6 protein-coding genes are annotated in these 19943 nt (G+C 56.0%); all 6 read right to left on the bottom strand.

Annotated features, from left to right (window positions below; all coding sequences use genetic code 11):
* Positions 1 to 129 precede the first annotated feature (129 nt).
* A complete protein-coding gene (locus tag Dpoa569_RS05225; protein WP_042871925.1) occupies positions 130 to 5892 on the bottom strand; it encodes a non-ribosomal peptide synthetase in 5763 nt (1920 codons plus the stop codon).
* Positions 5889 to 9380, bottom strand: coding sequence for a solanimycin non-ribosomal peptide synthetase SolG (gene solG / locus Dpoa569_RS05220; protein WP_042871926.1), 3492 nt, complete (start codon positions 9378 to 9380; stop codon positions 5889 to 5891). The genes Dpoa569_RS05225 and solG overlap by 4 nt, the downstream gene beginning before the upstream one ends.
* Before the next feature lie 106 nt (positions 9381 to 9486).
* Positions 9487 to 16392, bottom strand: a complete 6906-nt coding sequence (locus tag Dpoa569_RS05215; protein WP_042871928.1) for a non-ribosomal peptide synthetase — start codon at positions 16390 to 16392, stop codon at positions 9487 to 9489.
* A gap of 3 nt (positions 16393 to 16395) precedes the next feature.
* A complete protein-coding gene (gene fabD, locus Dpoa569_RS05210) occupies positions 16396 to 18282 on the bottom strand; it encodes an ACP S-malonyltransferase (RefSeq protein WP_071604331.1) in 1887 nt (628 codons plus the stop codon).
* Between the two features lie 71 nt (positions 18283 to 18353).
* Complete coding sequence (locus Dpoa569_RS05205) at positions 18354 to 18623, bottom strand: acyl carrier protein (RefSeq protein ID WP_042871932.1); 270 nt, start codon at positions 18621 to 18623, stop codon at positions 18354 to 18356.
* Positions 18624 to 18647: 24 nt separating this feature from the next.
* Positions 18648 to 19892, bottom strand: coding sequence for an aminotransferase class I/II-fold pyridoxal phosphate-dependent enzyme (locus Dpoa569_RS05200; protein WP_042871934.1), 1245 nt, complete (start codon positions 19890 to 19892; stop codon positions 18648 to 18650).
* Between the last annotated feature and the right edge of the window lie 51 nt (positions 19893 to 19943).

Genomic DNA, 19943 nt, shown 5'->3' with positions numbered 1-19943 from the left:
CGTACTACCGCACCATCCACATCTGCATCGACAGTGCGATAGCACCGGGTTGCAGAAAGAGCCAACCCTGCCCTTGCTGCAGTACGGGGACAAGCCCTTCTATTCATTCACCTGCTACTCATTTACCTGCTACCCACCGTTCACCGTAGCGGTTTTGGCGCTATCAGCCTGCACAGACTGCACAAACTGGAGCCACCCTCGCGCCAGTTCAGTCACATGCGGTGCCTTCAACACCGTAAAGTGCTGTGCTGGCCCGGCGATGGTTTCAAGTTTGTCTGCCCAATAGGCCCATCCTGCCGCATCGTCATATCGACGCTGGCGATCCGCATCAGGCTGTTTCCATGGATCTCGCACCTGAATCAGGTTCACCGGACCGTGGTAGCGCGCGGTCGGTCGATACTGCGTTTGTCTGGCGGCATAAAAGGTTTGCCACGGGCCTTGCAGCAGCCGTGAAGACGAATGGGCCGGAATTTTCCCTGCGCGGTGCAAGTGTTGGTGAACAACAGACAGCATCTGTTCAATGTTGTGGTTGGCGTAAAGCGAGTCATCAATCGCCAGCGCCATCTCTAACGTGAATCCGATGCTCTCAACATACTCGCGCATACAGGTAGCCAGGCTCGGCGTGACGGCGTCTTCCTTGCGGCCAAGAGGCGCTTCGGAATCAATCAACGTCAAAGACGCCACACAGCCGCCCTGAGCCGCCAGTCGGCTCGCCATTTCAAAGGCAACCTGCCCACCAAAGGAGTGACCAAGCAGGTGAACAGGCGTCTTCTCATTGATACCCGCCTGACGAAGCGCCGCGAGGTTACGTTCAGCCACCGCGTCAACCGACAGATCAGGCTCGCCGACACCGTCGATCCCTTTCGGCAGCAGGCCATAAACCGGCTGATCGTCAGGCAGTGCCTGTACGAACGGCAGAAAATCCGTCACGCTTGCGCCAGCCCCTGGCACACAAAACAGCGGCGTGACGGCGGCTGTACCTTTTTGCAAGGTGATAAGCGGCTTGAAATCCGCTGTTGATGCAGGCGCTGAACGTGTCGCAGGGCGTTGCACCACATCCAGCTCCGGCCCCTGATGACTGGCCTCATTAAGCGTGCTTATCGGCGCATCCGGGCTGGCGACCATCGCTTCCAATGTAGCGAGATAACCGGCGGCCATACGCTCGGCGGTTTCACGACGGAATAGATCGAGGGCATACTCCAGAATGCCCTCCAGCCCCTGCGGTTCCCCCGTCTCATCGTATTTTTCATACAGCGTGAAATAGAGATCCCACTTGGCATGTCCGCTGTGTACGGGATAAAGCTGCGCGTTCAACCCAGGAACATTGAGGGCTTCCGATGGGGCGTTTTGCAGGATCATCATGGTCTGGTACAGCGGGTAGTGAGACAATGGACGCTCCGGCAGTAACTCACTGACCAGTTTCAGGTAAGGAATATCCTGATGCCCATACGAACTGAGTGCCTGCGCGCGCACCCGTGCGAGTACCTCATTCACGGTGGGTTCGCCGGAGGTATCAACACGCATCACCCACTGCGTCAGGAAGCACCCCACCAGATTATGTAGCGCTTCATCGCTGCGACCGGCTGAAATCGCGCCCAGCGGAATATCGACACCTGCGCCAAGCTGGGTGTAATAGATGCCGAGTGCCGCCTGCAATACCATCGACAGCGTCATGTTGCGCTCACGAGCCAACTCACTCAGCCGCTGGTGCAAATCGACATTGATCTGCAACGGCACCAGTTCGCCACGATAGCTGGGTTTAGCCGGGCGTGGGTAGTCTTGCGGCAGCGCCAGCGTTTGCGGTACTCCTGCAAGGGTGGTTTTCCAATACGCCAGTTGTTCCGCATACAGGCTGTTCGCATCGTCAGGGGAGCCGAGCAGCTCGCGGTGCCATACCGCATAATCGGCATACTGAACAGGCAGCGGCGTAAACTGCGGTGCATGACCGGCAAGACGCGCCTTGTAGGCCAGAGTGAGATCTCGCGTCAGCGGTGCCAGTGAAAAGGCGTCACAGGCAATATGGTGAAATAGCATCACCAGAATATGTGTTTGCGGCCCTACCCGCAGTATTGACGGACGGAACGGCAAATCTTTCGACAGGTCGAATAACGAGGTAATCGCCGTAAACACCGCCTGTGATACCTGCCCGGCTTCCACTTGCGTGTACGGGACATCGATATGCACCTTAGCAAAGGGTTCGATGACCTGAACCGACTGGCCATCTACCACCGCAAACCGGGTGCGCAGCGGTTCATGTCGTTCTACCAGGTCGTACAACGCAGCCGTTAACGCGACCACATCCAGTTCGCCTTCAAGCGAGACCACAATCGGCGTATTAAGTGACGCACCACCACGGACAGTATGCCCCACCCACATCAACTGTTGGCTGTAAGAAATGGGCAGCAGATCCGGTCGCGGTTCCACGCGGGTCAACGGTTTGCGCACTTTGACCTGCTCATCAAGCTGTTTCGCCAGTTTCGCTACCGTCGGGTTTTCAAACAGTAACCGAACCGGCAGCTCAATACCCAGTCGACCACGGATACGGGCGATTAATCCGGTAGCCAGAATGGAATGCCCACCCATTGCAAAGAAGTCATCGTCAATGCCGATTTGCGGCTGCTGGAGTAATTCGGCATACAACTCGCACAGCACCGCTTCACGCGTATTACGCGGTGCCCGATAGACGGCGGTATCGCTGAATTCCACCGCAGGCAGCGCTTTGCGGTCCACTTTTCCGTTTGCGTTAAGCGGGAATTGCGCCAGCGCAACGATACGTGCCGGCATCATATAGTCGGGCAAGCGTGTACTGAGGTAATCCTGCAATTCTGTCTCAGAGAACGCGGACTCAGAAGCCTGCAAGCCTGCGCCAACCACGTATGCCACCAGACGTTTGCCGCTGCCGTTATCCACCGCCATCACCAGCGCATTCTCAACCAGCGGATGTTCCGTCAGACGCGTTTCGATCTCACCCAGTTCAATACGAAAACCGCGCAACTTGACCTGTTGATCGTTACGCCCGATAAACAGCACATTGCCGTCGTCCTGATAACGCACCAGATCGCCGGTACGATACAGGCGGGCGTGCGGGTCATCGACAAACGGGTCGGCGACGAAGCGCTCGGCGGTCAACTCCTCCCGGTTCAGATAGCCAAGCGCAACGCCATCCCCACCGATATACAGCTCGCCGACCGCACCGACGGGCACCGGATGCTGGTGTTTATCCAGCACATAGAGCCGGGTATTGCCGATAGGCCGCCCGATAGGAATGCTGGAGGTGTTATCCACCACATCGTGGATCGGATAAACGGTGGCGAACGTGGTGGTTTCCGTCGGGCCGTAACAATTCACCAATTTCGCCGTTGGTGCCGCGCGCAGCACATGGGCAATGATATTGGGATCGATAACATCCCCACCGAAAAACACCGCCCTGAAGCGAGGAAATACCGGAATCAACTCGTTGCTAAGCTGGCTGAACAGACCGATGGTCAACCACACCAGATTGACCTCATGGCGTTCCAGAGTCCGAACCAGCGCAGCCGGATTAAGCAAGGTATCCTGATCGATCACCACGCAGGCACCGCCATTGAGTAACGGTCCCCACATCTCCAGCGTGCTGGCGTCAAAGGCGGTATTGGCATCCAGGGTCATCCGCGTACCAGGTCCAAAGTCGCTAATACCGCTATTGATGACCAGCCGATTGATGGCATAGTGCGGCGTGACGACACCTTTCGGTACCCCGGTGGAGCCGGAGGTGTAAATGATATAGGCTGGGGCACTGGCAGAAATATGCACCTCAACCGCGTCCGCACTCGCCTGCATCACCTCCGCGCTATGCACATCGATTACCGGCAGGTTAATATCTGCCGCCAGCACCTGATGCGCATCGCTTATCAGCAAGCGGGCAGAGCAATCTTCAATAATCCATCTCAAGCGTTGTTGCGGCGCCAGTGGGTCCAGCGGCACGTAAGCCGCCCCCGCCTTGAGTATGGCAAGCGTCGCCGCCAGCAAGGCGCTGCCACGCGGCAGCAGCAACGCAACAAAGTCCCCCGGCTGCACCCCTCGCGCAACCAGCACCTGTGCCAGACGGTTGGCACGCTGCTCCAGGCTGCTGTAGCTTACCTGCTCGTCCCCCTCGATGACTGCTACCGCGTGCGGGGTCCGTGCCGCCTGCTGCTCGAACAGACGGTGAACTGGCGTATCCGCCGGATACGGTACCGTCGTGGCGTTCCAGTCAACCAGCAGTTGGGTACGTTCGCTGGGCGGGAGAATCTCCAGCTCATGCATCGGTGTTGCCGGAGCGTTATCCAGCGCATCAGCCAGGCTTTTCATGGTCTGCTGGAGATAACCCGCAATCCGTTGTGCAGACAACGGCGCTGCCGCAAGCACGTTCAAACGCAACGTCTCACCGAAGTCATCCACTGACACGCTCAACGGGTAATCGGTGCGCTCCTCAAAGCCGTGCCATTCCACCTCATCTCGCTCGCCAGTGGTATCCACGCTTTCGTCTTCAGACTGCTGGTTATGACGGTAGTTGAATAACACATTGAACAACGGGGTTGGCGGTGCAATCCCACTACAGCGTTGAGCCAGACTGAGCGAGGCGTGTTCATGGTCCAGCAATGCCGCCAGACGCTTATGCGTTAAACGCACACTTTCTTCCACGCCAACATGCCCCAAATCAAGGCGGATCGGCAGCGTATTAATGAACGGTCCCATGATCTGGTCGGCCCCTTCCCCGGCCTGTAAACGGCCAAGCAGGATGGTGCCGAACACCACGGTATCGTTGTCACTGGCGCGCGCCATCACCTGTCCCCACACCAGATGACAGAGGCTACCCATGCTGACGCCGAGACGGCGCGCCTGCGCACGCAAACGTGCGACAACGCCCGGCTCGACATTCTGGCGTAACTCCTTCACCCCAGTGTTATCCGCCGTACCGGCTGACATGCCGAATGCCAGCGTCGGTTCATCAATATCACCCAGCATCTGCCGGAAGAACGTCTCATGCTCCTCCTGCGTCGTCCCGGTGCGCACCTTAGCGATCAGACGGCGGAAGGGTTGCGGCGCAGGCAATATCTGACCACGTCCCATCAGAAAGGCGGTAATGTCCCGGATCATGATCTGCAACGATGTAATATCGTCGATCAGATGATGCAGCAGCATCAGCATCTCAAAACGCCCGGTTTGCGGGTCACGCGCAGTATACAGACTCAGCAGCGGCGCCTGAGTCAGGTCAATACGGTAATGCGATGGGTTATAACGCTCGACCAACTGCGCCATGATCGGGCCATTGGCCGGGTCCAGCTCAACTTCCGTCACCTGCACCGGCGCATTACGCAGCACCACCTGCGCGGTACGCGATACCCCGTGCGAGAAAAATGCCGTGCGCAAAATGTCATGCCGATCCACGGTCTGTTGAACCGCCTCGACATAGCGCGTCATCACCTCACGGTTAGCCAGTGAAATTCGGGCAAACTGTAGGTACGGGTCCCCTTTTTCGCTCAGTTGGTGCAAAAAGAGAATCCCTTCCTGTAACGGCGTCAAGGCATAGATATCCTGCACATTCGCCACGCCACCCGGCACATTGGCAACAATATGCGCAATATCCGCCTGGGTTAGCTCGATCAACGGCAACATATCCGGCGTCAGGTGGGTCGTCTGCGGCGTGATCAGGTTCACCGGCACCCTTGAGCCACCACTCCCGTCTTGCGAGGAGAGCGCTCTTCCCTGGCGCAGGGCGTCAACAAGAGCCGCTTTGTGCTCCCGCAACGCCGCTTTGATATCAGGGGTCAATGACCCCTTTGCTGCCTTGATGACCAGTGCATCACCATCAAGCGATAAGGCGATGTTGGCCTGATCCAGTATCTGCAAAATGTCATCAAAATCAGTCATAATCTCATCTCATCGAGTTCAATGGTACGAGCGGACAGTTCCGCCAACGTCGGGCTATCGAACAGGGCGCGGATCTCCGTGCTCAAATCGCGCTGGCGCAAATGCTCCATCAGTTGCACCGCTAACAGCGAATGCCCGCCCAACTCAAAGAAGTTGTCGTGACGTCCGATGCGTTCAACGCCCAGCAGTTCCTGCCACAACTCCGCCATCGCAATTTCAATGTCGCCCTGCGGGGCTTCATAAGCACGACGGGAGAAGGAGGAATCATCAGGCTGCGGCAACGCCTTACGGTCCAACTTGCCATTAGCAGTCAGCGGCAGTTGATCCAGTTTGACGAATGCCGCAGGCACCATGTATTCCGGCAACTGGGCGGCCAGGCTGCTGCGCCACTGCGCGATATGATCAGAGATACTCACCTCTTCGGCCTGTGCTTGCGCACTGAGCACCACATAGGCCACCAGACGCAAGTCGCCTTGCGCATCAGCGCGCGCCACGACCACCGCTTCGCTGATCGACGGCTGTTTGAGTAACTCAGCGTCAATTTCGCCCAATTCGATACGGAACCCACGAATCTTGACCTGATTATCGTTACGTCCGAGGTACTCGATATCGCCGTTCGCCAGATAACGCGCCACGTCGCCAGTCCGGTACATCCGGGCGTCGGCATCGGCGGCAAACGGGTCGTGAACGAAGCGTTCCGCCGTCAGATCCGGGCGATTGAGGTAGCCACGCGCCACGCCGACGCCGCCGATATACAACTCGCCTACGACGCCGCGCGGGACCGGACGCAAATACTGGTCCAGCAAATAGATACGCAGGTTGGCGATAGGACGGCCAATCGGCACTATCGCCGTTTCGGGCAAATCTTTCGGGCAGGTCCAGGCAGTCACGTCGATGGCCGCTTCAGTCGGTCCATACAGGTTGTGTACCGCGGTGTTCGGCAGCAGCTTGTAGCAGCGTGCCACACTGGCGGAACTCAACGCCTCACCGCTGCACACAATGCGACGCAGCGAACGGCAGGCCGCCACGCTGTCGTTTGCCAGGAACAGGTTCAGCATCGACGGTACAAAGTGCATGGTGGTGATGTTGTTGGCCTGAATCACCTCGGCAAGCGCCTGAGTATCTTTATGTGCGCCCGGAGGAGCCATCACCAGCGTTGCGCCGACCGAGAGCGGCCAGAAGAATTCCCACACCGACACGTCAAAGCTGAAGGTGGTTTTTTGTAATACGGCATCACTGCTGTCGAGCTGATACGCATCCTGCATCCACTGCAAGCGGTTGATCAGGCCACGGTGTTCGTTTTCCACGCCTTTGGGCTTGCCGGTCGAACCGGAGGTGTAGATAACATAGGCAAGATTGCGTGACGTCAGGCCCAGTTCAGCAGGCGACAAGGACTCCTTCGACAACGCAGAATCAGCCAGAGACGCCGCATCCAGCTCCAGCTTAACGATACCGGTGGTATCAAGTTCAGCAGTCACTTCACGGCCACGTTTGTCGAGCAGCAACAGCTTCGGCGCCGAGTCTTGCAGAATGTAGGCTAAGCGCTCCTGCGGATAATCAGGGTCGAGCGGCACATAGGCCCCGCCCGCCTTGATGATACCCATCAACCCCACCACCATCTCGATGCTGCGATCCAGACAGATAGCCACGCGATCATCCGGTTTCACGCCCTGTTGGTGCAGATGATGCGCCAGCTGGTTAGACAGGGCATTCAACTCTGCGTAGCTCAGTTTACGATCACCAAAGCGCAGTGCCGTGGCTGATGGCGTCCGTTTCACCTGCTCTTCGAACATCTGATGCGTATAGGCAACATCAGGATAAACCTTGTCGGTGTTATTCCATTCGTTCAACAGCAAGTGACGTTCTGAATCAGGCAAAATCGAGATCTGCTGGATCGGCGTATTAGGCGCTTCATTCAGTGCAGTAGAAATATTCTCAAGCGCCTGCTGCGTATAGGCGAACAGCAGTTCAGGGTCCAGAGAGTCCACCACCTGAATATTCAGACCCAGCGCATTGCCGTAGTCATCCACCGACAGGGTAATCGGATACGTGGTGCGTTCTTCAAAACCATCCCACTGATCAGCATCTGGCACCACCACATCCAGCGAACCGCTTTCTGATTCGCGGTTATGACGATAGTTAAACAGGGTGTTGAACAACGGCATCGAACCGCTAATGCCGCTGCAACGCAGCGCCAATGCCAACGACGCATGTTCATGGCTCAGCAGTTCCGCCAGGCGTTTGTGCGTGGTGCGCACACTTTCTTCCACACTGTCGCCATGCATATCAAGGCGGATCGGCAATGTATTAATGAATGGACCCATGATCTGGTCGGCGCCGTCGCCGGCGTGCATACGGCCAAACAAAATCGTACCGAACACCACCGAATCCTGCCCACTGATGCAGGACAGAACCTGCCCCCATGCCAGATGGCAGATACTACCGAGGCTCACCCCCAGCCGACGCGCATGTGCACGCAGGGAATCGTTCAAACGCTGGGGAACCTTACGGTTAACTTCGACTATCTCGAAATCATCCAGCATATTCACCAGGCCGTAAGGCGCAGTGGGTTCATCGATATCGCCCAGCGTTGAGCGGAAATACTGTTCATGCTCCTGTGGACTTTTGCCAAGACGAACCTGCGCAATCAGGCGGCGGAACGGCTGTGCAGGAGGCAGGGTGTGACCACGACCCGCCAGGAAGGTATGTATCTCGGAGGACAGGATCAGCACCGAGGTAATATCATCGATCAGGTGATGCAGCACACGGAACATCTCCCAGCGATCACTGCGCTTGTCATAAGCGACAAAGGCGTGCAACAACGGCGGTTTAGCCAGATCGATGCTGTAATGTGACGGGTCAAAACGCTCGGCCAGTTGTTCGGCGATAGGGCCATCCGCCGGGTCTAACTCAACGTCCAGCACATGCAGTTTTGCCTGACGCTGCACCACCTGGCACGGGGTCGATACCCCTTCCCAGTAGAAACCGGTACGCATGATATCGTGACGATCTACCACCTTTTGCACCGCCGCAAGGTAGTTATCTACCTTTTCGCGGCTATCAAACGTCATCTGCCCGGTTTGCAGGTACGGGTCGCCTTTGCTGGCCAGCATATGGTGGAACAAGATCCCTTCCTGCAGCGGTGCCAGCGAGTAGATATCCTGAATATTGCTTACGCCGCCTTCCACCTGTTCGACCACATGGTCGATATCTTTCTGGGTAAAATCGATAAGCGGCAACAGCTCTGGCGTAATGGCTGTTGTCTCAGGCGTAATCTTGTTCGCTGGGACCACCACCTCAAACGCGTTTGACAGGCGTTTCCCATTACGCAGCGCATTCACCATAGTCGCTTTGTGCTCGCGTAACGCGCTTTTAATCTCGCTGGTGAGCGCACCTTTGGCTGAGGTAATAACCAAATCATCGTTATCCAGCGATATCGAGATTTTTGCCTCTTCCAGTGTCACCAGTAATTGTTCGAAATCGCTCATTTTTTATCCTCCGTGATAATAACCTGTAATCGATGGTGATTGACGTCATGCAATGCGACGAAACGGGCAGAGCCGTTTAGCCAAAATGTGGGGAACCGCGTCTTCATCACAGCCGAGTCTCCGCAAGTTCGATGGTTCTGGCTGCAAGGTCTGCCAAAACCGGGGTTTCAAACAGCGTGCGTATCTCGATACTTAGCCCTCTTCGGCGCAACTGCTCAATCAGACGCACGGCTAGCAGCGAATAGCCGCCGAGTTCAAAGAAGTGATCCTGACGCCCGACGCGCTCGATACCCAGTAATTCTTCCCAGATAGACGCCATCGTGACTTCCATATCACCTTGTGGTGGTACATAAGCAGACCGGGCAAAGGACAGCTCATCCGGCGGCACCAGGGCGTTACGGTCTATCTTGCCGTTCGGGGTCAACGGTAACGCTTTGAGGGTGACGAAAGCGGCTGGCACCATGTAATCCGGCAATGCATCCTGCAGATGTGTACGCAATGCCTTACGACTGAAGTGGCTCTGAACCTTCCCTTTAAGCGTTGCGACATGTTCCAGCGCCGCTAACGGGTTTTCAGGCACGAACCAGTCGATCAGACACGCGGCCTCATTCACCCCGGCTTCCTGTAGATTTTCCGCTACCGACATCGCCGATTCCGGCGTACCAATGAATGACAGCTCGCGGGTATAACGCCTGAAAGCGAACTCCAGGATGTTGCGTTTATCGGCATTGGGGAGATTCTCGATGTCAATGTCCTGCTCTTTGAGCCACCCCGACAGCAAGCTGAGATGACCTTCCAGATAATCAAGGAACGGCCCTTTCGCCTGATGCAATACCTCGTCCAGATTCTCCCCCAGGTAGGTATGAATCATCACCGTCACGATGCCGGTGCTGGGGTCGAAGCCCGCTTTTTCACGCGCGACGCGGTATATGGCGATGTTTTGCGTCAGCTTTTCGATATTCTGCGTGAGCAGGTGGGTCAGCAAATGCGCGCCACTGCGGCCTGCAAACTCAAAGGTTTCTGGCGCACCAGCAGCCGTTACCCAAATCGGCAGCTCTTTTTGCACCGGCAGGGGATAAATCCGTACCGGGATATCATTCCCATGGTGATCGCGGCGAGAAACGCTGCCGCCTTGCCACAGCGTTCTCAGCTCCTCAATGCCCTTATTCATCAATTCCCGGCGCTCATCGTAGTTCTGCGACGCCAGCGCAAAATCCCGTTGATTCCAGCCAGACGCGACGCCGACACCAACACGACCATTCGACAGGTTGTCCACTATCGCCCAGTCTTCGGCCACGCAGAGCGTGTCGTGCAATGGCAACACCACGCTGCCGGAGCGCAGTTGGATGTGGCGTGTTCTGGCCGCCAGCGAGGCGCTTAACAACGCCGGATTGGCGAACAGCGCCCCAACACTGTGGAAGTGACGTTCCGGCGTCCACACGGCGGTGAAACCGTGTTGGTCGCCAAATTCCGTCACCTCGATGCAATGGTGATACCCTTGCAGGGCATCAGTATGGGCGCCGAAGAAGAACAGGCTAAAATCAAGGCTGCCACGTTGAAGCGATACCTTTTCTTGAGCATCGTCAGCATCAGCATCGTCGGTCGCTCCAGGCACCACATACGCCACCAGGCGCGCCGCGCCGGACATATCTTCTCTGGCAACCACGACCGCTTCACGCACCGAAGGATGGCTCAACAACCGCGCTTCAATTTCCCCCAGCTCAATACGGTGACCGCGTAATTTCAATTGATGGTCGGTACGCCCAAGGAATACCAGGCGGCCATCATCCATAAATTGCGCAAAATCGCCGGTACGATAGAGACGCGCCGCCGGATCGGTTGAGAACGGATCAGGAATAAAACGCTCGGCGGTCAGCTCAGGGCGCTGATGATAACCACGAGCCACCCCGTCACCACCGATATACAACTCTCCGATAGCGCCCATCGGCACCGGTTTGCCGTGCTTGTCCAGCAGATAGACTTGCGTGTTGGCAATCGGGTGACCAATCGACTGGTTGTATTGCGTGACATCCCCGGCACCAACGCGATTGCAGGTTGACCACACGGTGGTTTCCGTCGGCCCGTAGAGGTTCCACAACGACTCACCGAATGCATGGAGACGTCGGGCCAAATCACTTGGCAGGGCTTCGCCGCCGCAAAGGATCTTCAGCTGTTGGTGCGGTGTTGAATTGGCATCTACCAGCAAGCGCCAGGTGGTGGGGGTCGCCTGCATAATGGTGATGTTCAGGGTTTGCAACAGCGTCAACAGTGCGTGAGGGTCCATCGCCTGCGTGCGACTCGTCAGTACAATCGACGCGCCCGTCATCAGCGGTAAGTACAGCTCAAGCCCGGCAATATCAAATGAGATACTGGTGACGGAGAGCAAACAATCCTCAACGCCAAGGTTGAACAATGCCTGCATCCCGGTCAGGAAGTTCACCACCTGACGGTGTTCAACCATCACGCCTTTCGGCTTACCGGTAGAACCAGAGGTGTAGATCACGTAGGCCAGATGTCTGGCGTTGAGCGTCGCCACATCAGGGTTGCTGTCAGGCCGTGCTGCCCATTGCGCGCCATCATGCTCCAGGTCAACGACCGTAACATCGCTGTTCAGCGCGGAACCAAAGACTTCGCGCCCACGCCGGTCAACCACCAGCACTTTAGGTTTGGCATCGTCGAGAATATAGGCCAGCCGCGTCGCGGGATATTCCGGGTCGAGCGGAATGTAAGCCCCGCCGGCTTTGAGGATCGCCAGCAAGGCGATAAGCATCGTTTCCGTGCGTTCCGTACACAGCGCCACGCAGGTATCCGGCGTAATACCGCAAGCGATCAGATGATGCGCAAGACGGTTGGCGTGCTGATTAAGCTCGGCATAACTGAGACGAACATCGCCCATTTGCAACGCCAGCGCCTGCGGACGTTGAGCGACCTGCAGCTCGAACAACTGGTGAATCGTCACCGTTGCCGGGAAAGGCTGCGCCGTATCATTCCAGGTTTTCAGCAGTTGCTGACGCTCCTCTGGCGGCAGAATCGCCAGTTCATTCAACCGCATTGGCGCAGCACAAGACGCCGCCTCGGCTTCAAGCGCCTCCACCAGGCTAAGCATACTCTGCTGGAAGTAGCCCATAATGCGCGCACCAGACAGCGATTCAATCACCTGAACGCCGATATCAAATCCATCGTCGGCATCATCAACAGAGACGGCGATAGGATAGTTGGTGCGTTCTTCAAAGCCATGCCACGCCATGCCATCAAATTCAATACTCCCTAACACGTCCATGTCGGTTGGGCGGTTACGGCGGTAGTTGAACACCGCGCTGAACATCGGCGTCGGTGCCACAATCCCGCTGCCTTGTTGTGCGAGCGACAAGGTAGCCTGTTCATGTTTTATCAAGGCGGTAAGACGCTGATGCGCCTGACGCACGGCATCGGTGGCATTAACATCGCCCACATCAAGACGCAGCGGCAGCGTATTGATACAAGGTCCCATGATTTTATCGCTGCTTTCACCGTGCATACGCCCAGACATGACTGTACCGAACACCACGGTATCGCTGCCGCAGGCAGCGCTCAGCACGCGTGCCCAGCTCAAATGACACAAGCTACTCACGCCGACGCCAAGACGGCGGGCCTGAGCACGCAGCCGTTGAGCAAGCGACGCCTCAAGCGGACGCCGTGTTTCAGTGATGCGCTGGCCGTTGAGATGGCCGCTTTTGAGATTAAACGGCACCGATGGTTCAGTGATATCCGCCAGCATCCCGCTGAAAAAAGCCAGTTGCTGTTGGCTATCGCTATAGTGTTGCAAACGCGCCACATGGTGGCGGAACGGCACTGGCGCAGGCAAACCGTCACCCTGGCCGGTGAGGAATGCCTGAATGTCGGAGAGCAAAATCTGCAGTGAGGCAATGTCATCCACCAAATGATGGATATACATCAAGGCTTCCCAGTGTGCCTGCTCGTCGTCATAAGCCACCACCATGTGGACTAACGGCGGTTGGGTAAGATCGATGCGGTAGACAAGCGGATCGAAGCGCGCTTTCATCTGCTCTACCACCGGGCCTTGCCGGGCATCCAGGGTAAGCGTCGTTACGTGCAGACGCGCCTTGCGCAGCACGACCTGTACCGGCGTTTCTACCCCTTCCCAGATAAACGCGGTGCGCAAGATATCATGACGTTCAATCACGCGTTGAACAGCGTCAAGGTATTTATCCAGCGTCTGCTGGTGTGCAAACGACAGATGACCGCACTGCAGGTAGGGGTCTCCAGCTTCATCGAACAAATGGTGGAACAGGATGCCTTCCTGCAACGGCGCCAGCGCATAGATATCCTGAATATTGGCAACGCCTCCAGGTATGCGAGCGACGATCTGGTCTATCTGCTGTTCAGACAACGACACCAGCGGGAAATGCGCCGGATGCAGCTCAGTGGTTTCAGGCGTCACCCGATTAGCCGGAACAACGAACGCCTGCGGAGCATCCTCCTCATGGGCCACCTGTAGCGCCAGGTCAGCCAGCACCGGATGTGTGAAAATGGTTGGCACGTCGGTGTAGAGCTTCTGTTCACGCAGCATCGCCTGCAATTGCATCGCCAGCAGAGAATGACCGCCCAGCTCGAAGAAATTGTCCTGCCGACCAACCTGATGCACACCCAAAATCGTCTGCCATAGCTGCGCCAGCACCGTTTCCGTACCCGTGTTGGGGGCTTCAAAATCACGCTGCACGTAAGCACTGTTGTCCGGTAACGGCAAGGCTTTACGATCAATCTTGCCATTGGCGGTCAGCGGCAGTGATTCCATCACCACAAACGCCGCCGGGATCATATAGCTCGGCAGTTGCGTGGCCAGCACCTCGCGCCATTGTGCAATCGCCGCACTGCCGCCCTCGCCCTCTGGCACCACATAGGCCACCAGACGGGCCTCGCCGCCATCCGGCGTGATACCGATAACCGTCGCGTCTTTGATATGTTCCAGCGCCGCAATACGCGATTCGATTTCGCCAAGCTCGATGCGGTATCCGCTCAGCTTAATTTGGTGATCGCGCCGACCGAGGAACTCGATGCGCCCATCGTCAAACCAGCGTCCGATATCGCCAGTGCGGTAAACCCGGCCTCCGGCAACCCAGGGGTCAGCGATAAACTGCTGAGCCGTCAGCTCAGGACGGTTCATGTACCCGACCGCCACGCCTTCGCCGCCGATCCAGATTTCACCGGCCATACCGGGCGCGCAAAGTTGTCCCAGATTATCGACAACATACATCCGGGTATTGGCAATTGGCCGACCGATGCTCAGGCGAGTGTCCTGCGCTTTCTCAAAGCCACGCATCCAGGCCGACGACATAATGGTGGTTTCTGTCGGGCCGTAGCCATTGATGTAACGGCAGCGCTCGCTCCAGCGCTCAATCAGCCCAAGCGTCGGGGCTGAACCCGCGGTCAGAATGGTCATCCCTTGCGGCACACCGGCGGGATCTAAGTGCGTGAGATACGGCGGCGGAAACGCGGAAAAACGGATGTCGTTTTCAGTCATGTACGCCATCAACGCAGGCGGATTCTGAATCAACGCATTCGACAACAAGTGCAACTCACAGCCGCGTGTCAGGGTGCCGAAAATCTCACCGGCTGACGCATCAAAGGTATAAGGCGCGAACTGGGTAATAGGTTGTCCGACGCTAAAAATACCGATGTGTTCACACCAGGCGCAGAAGTTGATCAGGCTGCGGTGTGCTATCTCCACCCCTTTCGGCGTACCGGTTGTGCCAGAGGTATAGATAATGTAGGCAATGGTGTGCGAATCGACGATGTCGGCGGAGTTATCCTCACGCAACCCGCTATCGGTTTGCGCCTGATCCAGATAATCCTCCACGAACAACAAGGTGCTGCTTTCGTCCTCGCTAAAGTTCGACTGATCAGCCCGGCTGGTCAGCGTCCAACGCACCTTCGCATCGTTGATGATGAACGCACGGCGCTCAACCGGCGCATCCAGACCGACAGGCACATAAGCGGCACCCAGTTTGATGATACCCAGCATGGCCGCGATCAGATTCGGCGTTTTATCCATGCTTAGCACGATACGATCACCCTGCGTCACGCCGACACGGCGCAACCCCGCAGCAATCTGTTCAGCACGTCCGGCAAGCTGGCGATAGCTTAACCGCACATCGCCTGCCACCAGCGCGGTGGCATCGTTTCTGGCCGCGACTTGCTCTGCAAACAGCGCATAGAGTGAACGATCCAACGTCACATCAAGTTGCGTCGCATTCCATTCATGAATAACGCGCTCAACTTCCGCGCTATTGAGCAGTGACTGTTCGCCCAGCGTTCGTTCACTGCCCTGCACAAAGCTCGACAGCAACTGCTGCAAGCGATTGAGAATGTTCTGCGCATCGGCATCGCTGATGTCGCCGCCGCGATAATGCAGCGCGAATGACAAGGTCGCCCCGGTCTGCACCATAAGCTGCAACGGTACCTGCACAGTGTGTTTCTTCTCTACGTCTTGCTCGTCATGCACACTGATCAGTGACTCGAAAAGCGCCGGGGTTGATGAAGCACCGGCACTGTGCGAAAGCGCATCCGGCATCAGGTCGGCGTGACGCTGGTGCTGCTCAAACATGGATGCAAGATCGTTAAACCAGTCGCGCAACGCCAGACCCGCATCAAGATGCAAGCGCAGCGGCAAGTCGTGACGTTTCCCCGCATCATGGGCATTAAACCGCTTGCCAAACAGTACCTCATCTTCACCGCTGTATTTACTCAGCAGCAGACTCCACGCCGCCGTAATCAGCACATCCCAGGAGGTGGACTCACGCTGCACCAGCGCCAGCAATGCGTTACTCAGCGCCGGCTCAACGCGGGAGATGAGCACACGCGCTTCCTGCGCAGCAGAGGATGGCGTCTCGCTCTCAGTGGCATTAGCCAGACTGGCATTTGCCGTTTTTTGTGCCCCAGCAAGATATTGCTGCCAATAGGTCGCGGCAGATTCCTTACGCGACAACAACATCGTGTCCTGCATGATAGTCATTAGTCATGCTCCTTCTGTCACAACGTGCCGGGAATGGTTTTTTAAAACACTCAGCAAGTTGGATACACTTTCGGCGTTCCTGCCGAATTGATTGATAATCGCAGCGTGCTGAAAGCGCGTTGCAAAGCCATATTTGATAAACGTTGACAGCGTGCCTGTTGGGCTGAGATCAACAAAAAATGTCTGATTTTTCTCACCGAACGCCTGCATCAAACCGTAGAAATCAACGGGTTCACGCAATACTCGCCAGAAGTACTCGTTATCCCATCGTTCAACCGTTGTCCCTGACATGGCGGAATACACCGGCATCCTGGGGGCGCTTTTCGGCAAGGTGTCGACTAATGCACGGAAATCCTGCTCAATAACCGCGATCCCTGACGAGTGAAACGGTTGCTCGACAGGCAACAGCATTGAGTTAATATCCTGTTGAGCCAGACGTGTTTTCAGCGCCGACAGGCTTGCCATATCACCACTCACCACGAAGTTATTCTGGAAATTAATGCTGGCTAATTCGGTTCCCTGATACAGCCCGGCATGGGACTGGAAGTGCGCCACCGGAGCCAGCACACTCATCATCCCGCCGCCTGCGGTTTTCTCACCCAGCAAGTTCGCCTGAGACACCACCAGTTTCATGGCATCATCAAGCGTCAGTACACCGGCAACCACCGCGGCGATGCACTCGCCGAGGCTATACCCCAGCACGGCATCAGGTTCGATCCCCTCGGCTTTGAGCATACCGGTCAGACTGACGCCAACACTGAGCAACGCCACATTGGATAGCGCCACATCAGAGAGTTGCAGATGACGATGAGCATCGTCATACAGCGTCTCCAGCAGGCTGTAGCCGGTGTGTTTACGACACAGAGCATCACAGATGTCCATCTGGCTGCGAAACGTGCTGTTACGGCGATACAGCTCATGACCCATGCCGTAATACTGCGCACCTTGCCCACCAAACATAAACACCACAGCAGGGTTGGAAACCGCTACGGCGGGGGCGCCGGCAACGTTGTTGACCGCAGGCTCATGCGAAAGCGTCATCGGCTGCGCTTTTATTTTCGCAAACAGGCTGGTGAGTACCTGCCCTGGCCCAATTTCGTGCAGTTTGACGTCGCCAGACAGCAGCAGCCGGGAGATACTTTCGTACCAGCGGACTGGATGACTTATCTGGCTCGTCAACAGTTCAAGGTAATCAGATGTTGGATAATCGAGCGCTGTGTAGTTAGAAATCACCCGCGCATTGAGCGGGTTAAATGTAAAACGACGAGCAAATTCAGCAAACTGCGCTTCGATATCACGCATATAACGGGAGTGAAACGCCGCACTCACGTTCAGCTTGATATAACGCGCACCCGCCTCGGTAAACAGTGATTCACAGGCAACAATGTCGTCATAAAGTCCCGAAATGACGATTTGTTGCGCACAGTTGATGTTGGCGATATCAATGCCGCTAAACGGTGACGAAGCAAGCAGTTCCGTCACCCGATTGAGATCGATGCCCAGGATAGCGGCCATCGCACCGCGCGGCGCTTTCGACATCAGCAGACCGCGCTCTCTCACCAGTGCGACGCCCGTGGCAAAATCAAACGCCCCCGCCGCAAACAGCGCGGCAAACTCCCCCAGGCTATGACCGGCGTAGCAATCCGGCGCTTCCACGCCGTCTTGTCGATTGGCGAGAACACCGAGCGCTGAGACAACAAACAAAGCTGGCTGGGTGAACTCCGTTTCACCAAGTACACCTTGAGGATCGTTAAGGCACAACTCGCGTATGGAGAAACCGAGCACCTCATCGGCTTCGTTGACGAGTTCGGGGAAACGCTCGAACAGCGCTTTCCCCATCCCTTTCTGCTGCGATCCCTGACCAGGAAATACCCAAATTGAAGAAGACATAAATCCCCTATTACTGTTCCCTAGGATTGTCACGTAACGTTGCTTGTCTATCCCACCAACGGCTTGCCGATTCAGGATTTGATCGCTTCTGCCGGCAGATGAGCTTCAATCGTGCTGATCAGGTCGCCAAGCGTGTAAATACCGCGCTTATCGCCGTCATTCACCTTGATGTTGAGCCGCTTCTCAATCTCGTACCAGGATTCGAGCATTTCGACCGAATCCACACCGAGTTCACCACCGATAAATGCCTCCAGATCCACGACATCAGGCGTAAACCCGGTATTCTTGATGCCATTGATAATGTCGAGGACAACGGCGAGAGTGTCTTTCTGGGCGTCCATTTTTAATCTCCTTCATCTAATCCATTAGAGCGCATCAAACTCGCGCGCAATCTCAGTGAGAATCTCAACGACGTGATCGATCTCTTCTCTGGTATGAGAAGACATCACAGAGAAACGCAGGCGTTCTTTATCAGGCGGAACCATCGGGTATTCCATGATATTGGCGAACACGCCGCGTTCAAAAAGACAGCGGTTGATGTTGCCCACCACAAAGGGTTTCTTGAAGAAAACCGGGATAATCCCTGATTCTCCGCGCAGGATGTTAAAGCCTTGGGTTTCCAATTGATCCTGCATGTAACGTACATTTTCATGCAGACGTTCAATACGCTCCGGCTCGCGTTCCATCACGTCCATTGCTGCGGAAATCGCCGCAATCGTCGGTTGTGCCAAACCAGAGGTAAACAGATAAGGGTAAGAGAAGTTGCGCAGCATAAAGATATGCTCACGGCTGCCGGAAATGAAAGCGCCCTGCGCACCCAGTGATTTGCTGCAGGTGGACATACGCAAATCAACCTGACCTATCAGATCCAAATGCTCAAGCGTCCCTTTACCGGTGCGCCCTAAGGTGCCCAGACCATGCGCGTCATCGAGAATGGTGACGATATCGTTCGCCCGGCAAATCTCAATGTAACGTTTGAGATCGATGATCGAACCATCGGTAGAACGCACCCCTTCAACCGTGGAAAAAATTTGTGTCTGAGGTTTCAAACGCGCCCGAATTTTCGGCAGCATGGCTTCAAACTCATCCAGACGTTCCGGGTCAAAGGTAAAGAACGGCACGTTAGTCATTTTGATGGCGTTGATCACGCTGGCATGACTGTTCTGGTCATAGATGATGACGTCATTACGATTCATCAGCCCGTTAACCCAGCACAGGTTTGCCATATAGCCACTCGGCAGCAGTACCGCATCTTCATGGCCGGCTAATGCCGCCAGACGCAACTCAAGATCACGATGTTGCTTGGTATAACCAGAAAACGCCGGTGAACCGCCAGTGCCAATACCGTATTTTTCTACCGCTTCAACCACCTTGCTTTTGACGTAAGGATGGTTAGCCAGACCAAGATAACTGTTCGAGCCGAACACCAGAACATTTCGGAACTCATCGCTATGCAGGTCTTTGTATTCCATACGCGCATCGACCGGTCCCATGCCTTGACGGCTGAACATGAAACCTTTCTCTAATTCTTTGAGATAAGTGTCATAACGTAATTTTACGCGTTCTTTGAAAGGCTTACGCTCAAGTTCGACCAGATCATGAAAATCCATTATAAAAACCTCCTTGGTTAGTTATTCTCTCTAGGAGAATGATTCCTATTG

This window comes from Dickeya poaceiphila, from assembly GCF_007858975.2.
Taxonomy (GTDB): Bacteria; Pseudomonadota; Gammaproteobacteria; order Enterobacterales; family Enterobacteriaceae; genus Dickeya; species Dickeya poaceiphila.
This window is presented reverse-complemented; position numbering and strand designations above follow the sequence as displayed.